The sequence below is a fragment of the Bilifractor sp. LCP21S3_F8 genome, from assembly GCF_052117805.1.
GTDB lineage: Bacteria > Bacillota > Clostridia > Lachnospirales > Lachnospiraceae > Bilifractor.
Genome location: NZ_JBQKIK010000050.1, coordinates 1 through 3,775, shown reverse-complemented (window position 1 = coordinate 3,775; position 3,775 = coordinate 1). Strand labels below are relative to the sequence as shown.

The window sequence follows — 3,775 nt, the reverse complement described above, 5'->3', positions numbered from 1 at the left end:
CAACAGCATCATCATCGACAACAGCATCATCGTCGTCAGAAACATCCGCAGTGCTGAACGCTACACCTTCACAGCAGCAAGCATTGAGCGCTGCAAAAAATTATCTGTCTTTGCAAGCGTTTTCTTATCAGGGACTAATTGATCAGCTGTCATCAGACTACGGAGATCAATTTTCTGTTGAAGATGCAACATTCGCTGCTGATAACTGTGGCGCCGATTGGAATGCTGAAGCATTAAAGGCGGCTCAGTCCTATCTCGATTTCCAAGGATTTTCATATCAGGGACTGATTGATCAGCTGTCGTCTGACTATGGAGATAAATTCACTGTCGATCAGGCAACATACGCCGCAGATAACTGCGGTGCTGACTGGAACGAACAGGCAGTGAAGGCGGCACAAAGCTATCTCGATATTGGCGGATTTTCCCGTGACAGTTTAATTCAGCAATTATCATCTGATTATGGAGATAAATTCACTGTCGATCAGGCAACATATGCGGCTGACCAGTTAGGACTTTAATTCGTGAATAAAGAAATAAAGAAAAAGAGGAGCGGTATTAACCGTTCCTCTTTTTCTTTTAAGTTACTCAGATCAATGCAGATAATTATCTGCGACAACGGACACGCGATTGTGTCCGAGCTGCTGACTCGCATATTTCAGCGCCGCTCTATCATAGACCATCCCTGCCAGGTCTCCCCGGCAAATATATTTTTCCTCCCTCTGCAAGCCCTCTACCGGCCTTGCAACGCTTTTATAGACCCGTTCCGCGTATTCTGCCCGATAACGGTGCACCGGAAGGTTGCGCGGGATTCCTGACGGCCATACAAGGCCGTCACCGCCTTTCTCAGCCCTCGCTCTTGCTTCTTCAAAAAGCTGTACCACAGCTTTGATTTCCTCGTCTGTGCCTTGAATAACGGCCTTGCGGTACTTCCCGCCCTTGCCGCGCGGCACCCAAATATAGTATTTACCGTCTTCCTGCATCAGATCCGCGCCGCGCGCCAGAAGGGCTTCAGATCGCCGCAGACCGATACATCTAAGAATACTCGCGTATTTTTCCACGGTTTCCGCGTTGTAATGCGCAAGCATTTTGCTTTGTCCCCTGTTATTAGTAATTTCTGATCGCTTTCTTTCCGGCATTTCAACCCCAAAAGCGCCATAAGTAACGCCATATACTTTGCCTATTGCGCTTGCCGCCGTCCGAACGCTAAAACCGCTCTTGCCTGCATCTATGAGCATTTGCAAATACTCGGGTACAATTTCTTTAGCTTCGGCGAGCGTCTTGCATCCTTTTTGCTTTGCATAGGCTGCAAAATATTTGCCTTGTTCTCTGTAAGTTTCGTAAGTCCGTGTTGCATAAATAAATCTTACGTCCTCTCCAGATTTTTTATCTTTGTGCCGATCGCGCCCGCGCCCGAGCTTATAAGCTCTTTTAAGCCGACAGTAAATGTCGTGCGATAGATCTTTTCTGTTGCTCCTGCTTCTTTTTCGACTCATTTCGCATCTCACCTCCCAGATTAAACAGCCGTTTGGCAAGCTCAACCCCTACCGCGCCGAAGCGCGTCAGAGGGAGCCACATTAGCTCAACAGCGGTAATCAAACAAACCACCGGAGCCAGTCTCTCAAAGTTTCGTGAGGACCGGAGACAATAACGCAAAGCTAAATCCAAAATCTTGCAGATGTCCGTTTATATCAACCTGTCGATTGATATAAACGGACTTTTAAAACCCTTAAAACCTCTACTTTTTTGCAATAAATTAGGGGCGCTTTATGCGTCCCTTTTTCCTTCCTGCCACTTACACCACGTTGTGTTCATAAGTTGCTACGGTTTTTCCGTTACTCTCTTTCACAACAATGCCGTCATCTAGGCACATGCCACGTGCGATATCCTCACACATAAATCTTGCGGTTGATACTTCTGTGTCTAGCGGCCGTTCGATGTTCTTCAAAATCTCTGCGAGTTTTTCAAAATCTTTTTTCTCGTAAACACGCACACTTTTCACTTCATACATATTTTTTTCCTCTCTGCCTGTTCCCCAGGCTAAAAAATCGATCTGTTTAACTGTAATCTCCATTTCTTCAATACTCGTTTTATATATACCTGTTTTCTTTTTTGCTAATTCGCGTTTTTTTTCTTTCTGTAATTCGCAACTCCGGTATCCGATTTAATTTTACACTCGTATATGGTCGATTTTGGCGAAAATAAGGAACAGGCAAGCTCAGTATGCTGTCTTACCCTTCTGTGCCTTCTGGTGCGCCCTGTGCCGCCAGAAGGGCGGCTTCTAGCGCGTCATAGTCGTAGTCTCGTTGTTGGAAGTTTGTGTTGAACTTTGTGCCGTCTTTCTTTGTATTCTTTTTGCCTTTTACAATATCTTTCGCCACCTTCAGAACCTGTGCATCTGCGTCAACCTTTTCTTGAATTTCTTTGACCTCTGCCGCAGAAGCCACGCGCGGATGGCTTGAAATTGTCCAAAAAAGCTTGTAAGCAATAACGCGGTTGCCTCTTTTCACCTTTTCGTAGTATTTGCCGTTTGGTTGCAAAATCAGCTGAATCATTTCAGTGTTTGCCAGATCTTCACAGATCGGATCTATCACACGTTTTTCAAATTCTGTGCGGCGAAAATGCCCCTTGTACATGTAAGACCCTTTACCGTCCTTTGGTATGCCAAATAATTCTTTTAAGAATCTGATGCTTATTGTTCCTGTCTGCATTTCTTTTCGTGTATCGCTATTCTCTCTTAGCACCTCATAAAACTTAACAGCGCGCTCCGAACGCATCTTGAAAATATCACCGCTCCACATCGTTATATAACCGCGTTCCATTTTCCCAAAAAGCGGCAAATAGTCTTGATTCATGCGGATACGGATGCGGTTTTTGAAAAAAGCTATACTTGTTACAAAAAATCCGTTTGCCCATGCCCCGCTTGCCTTATCTGAAAATTCAAGATAGCTGTGTTTTGCCAGATCGCCGACAGAACGCTTTACGTGCTGGCTTAAATCTGATGCATCGGATTCGGTGATACCTACAATCTTTGCAATTTCCTTTTTATCTAGATAGAGAATATCAGGGCATTTGTCTTTCCATTTCACAGATGTTAGCGCATACGCGAACATTTTATATTCGCTTAAAGTCATCTGTTTACGCGCCTCTGCGAAAATACGTGATACTGCAAAAAGATCAGGCTTAACTGTGCTGTCAAAGTATTCTTCTAACTCAATTTGGTGGTACTGTTCATCGGTTTCTCTTAACATGGCTACACCTCCCACACACAATATAGTTCATAGTACAACATATGTCAATGTTAATGTTGTACTTATATACCGCCCGAAATGTTGTACTTATACCGCCCGAAATGTTGTACTTTACCCCCATTTATACCGCCCGAAATGTTGTACCATCTTTTATAAGGTTTATAGGGTTTATAAGTGGTGCTCCCCGCACTTTGAAGTCTTTGTATGTCACAAAACTCGTAGTCAAACTTCCTTCTTTATCGTTAATGGGTTAAAATATTCTCAGTGGTTAGCAACTTAACTAAAGGGGGAAACAATATGAAAAACCGAATTGTTGCAATCTTAATGTCAATGACAATGTTAACCTTGACGGCGTGTGGATCTACATCTACCGTTTCTACAGCGCCTGCAAGCTCTACAACCTCTGCGGCATCTGTAACAGCTACCGTGGAACCAACAGAAGAAGCTTCTTCATCAATTTCTTCTGAGCCAACAACATCATCTTCTGTATCATCATCAACAGCATCATCATCGACAACAGCATCATC

At 44.0% G+C, this 3,775-nt stretch carries 5 protein-coding genes; 1 reads left to right on the top strand and 4 read right to left on the bottom strand.

The features are described 5' to 3' along the window. On the top strand, positions 1 to 518 hold a 518-nt coding region (locus ACTQ3A_RS13745), incomplete at its 5' end, for an Ltp family lipoprotein (protein ID WP_441495180.1). Positions 519 to 590: 72 nt separating this feature from the next. Here the strand turns inward: ACTQ3A_RS13745 and ACTQ3A_RS13740 are convergent. The 4 genes from ACTQ3A_RS13740 to ACTQ3A_RS13725 form a co-directional block, all read right to left on the bottom strand. Next, positions 591 to 1,493, bottom strand: a complete 903-nt coding sequence (locus ACTQ3A_RS13740) for a hypothetical protein (RefSeq protein WP_441101559.1) — start codon at positions 1,491 to 1,493, stop codon at positions 591 to 593. Between the two features lie 299 nt (positions 1,494 to 1,792). Then, positions 1,793 to 2,071 carry a hypothetical protein gene (locus ACTQ3A_RS13735; protein ID WP_441101560.1) on the bottom strand — a complete coding sequence of 93 codons (279 nt, stop codon included), beginning with the start codon at positions 2,069 to 2,071 and terminating at the stop codon, positions 1,793 to 1,795. A gap of 157 nt (positions 2,072 to 2,228) precedes the next feature. Continuing rightward, on the bottom strand, positions 2,229 to 3,248 hold the full coding sequence (locus ACTQ3A_RS13730; protein ID WP_441101561.1) for a replication initiation protein: 1,020 nt from the start codon (positions 3,246 to 3,248) through the stop codon (positions 2,229 to 2,231). 242 nt (positions 3,249 to 3,490) lie between these two features. Further along, positions 3,491 to 3,775, bottom strand: a 285-nt coding sequence (locus ACTQ3A_RS13725; RefSeq protein WP_441101562.1) for a hypothetical protein, incomplete at its 5' end; no start/stop codon positions are given.